The organism is Neisseria sp. P0021.S006, assembly GCF_051956895.1.
Genome location: NZ_JBQCWZ010000581.1, coordinates 1 through 838, shown reverse-complemented (window position 1 = coordinate 838; position 838 = coordinate 1). Strand labels below are relative to the sequence as shown.

1 pseudogene is annotated in these 838 nt (G+C 50.0%); it reads right to left on the bottom strand.

Features of this window, described 5'->3' with window-relative positions:
* Nucleotides 1–818 (bottom strand): annotated as a pseudogene (locus tag ACTHUM_RS15820) (MFS transporter); the annotation flags it as partial.
* Nucleotides 819–838: the final 20 nt, after the last annotated feature.

Here is an 838-nt window from a genome sequence, read left to right as displayed (position 1 = left end):
GTCAATGTCTCACAAGCCATGAAAACGCAGATACCCGCCGTCACGTTCAGACACAACACCCAAAACAAGAGCCAGAATTGCGGCGTTTTCATGGCTTGTGAGACATTGACATGATTACTGCTGACCAATTTGCTTTTGATTTTCGGCGCAACATAACCTTTAGGTTTCTAGCCATCGGCAGGTACACGGATCGTAAATGCACCGAACATCATCAACACCAAATAAAACAACCCTAAAACCACAAAAGTCTGCGCGACGCCAACCGAAGTTTCACTGGAGAAAAAACTCATCAGCGATACCGACAAAGGCGAAGCCAACATCGCGCCGCCGCCAAAACCCATAATCGCCAAACCTGTAGCCATGCCTGGTTTATCGGGAAACCATTTCATCAAAGTCGATACAGGCCCGATATAGCCCAAGCCCAAACCAACCCCGCCAATCACACCGTTGCCCAAATAAAGCAAAAACAGATTGTGCGTATGGACGCCGATCGCCGACACAAAAAAGCCCAAGCTAAAGCAGCAGGCGGCAACAAACATTGCTTTACGCGGCCCAACGCGTTCCATCCATGTACCGAACATGGCCGCAGACGCGCCCAACATCGCCAAGGCAATACTGAAAATCCAACCCACCGTGGTCAGCTTCCAATCTCCTGCAGCCGACTCAGTGATACCGATAAGCTTGGTCAGCGGCGCATTGAACACGGAATAAGCGTATATCTGCCCGATGGCAAGATGCACGGCCAAAGCAGCGGGCGGTACCAGCCAACGATTAAAGCCGGGTTTGGCAATGATCGCCTCACGGTCTAAAAATTTCATAAAATCCTCTTGTCTATATG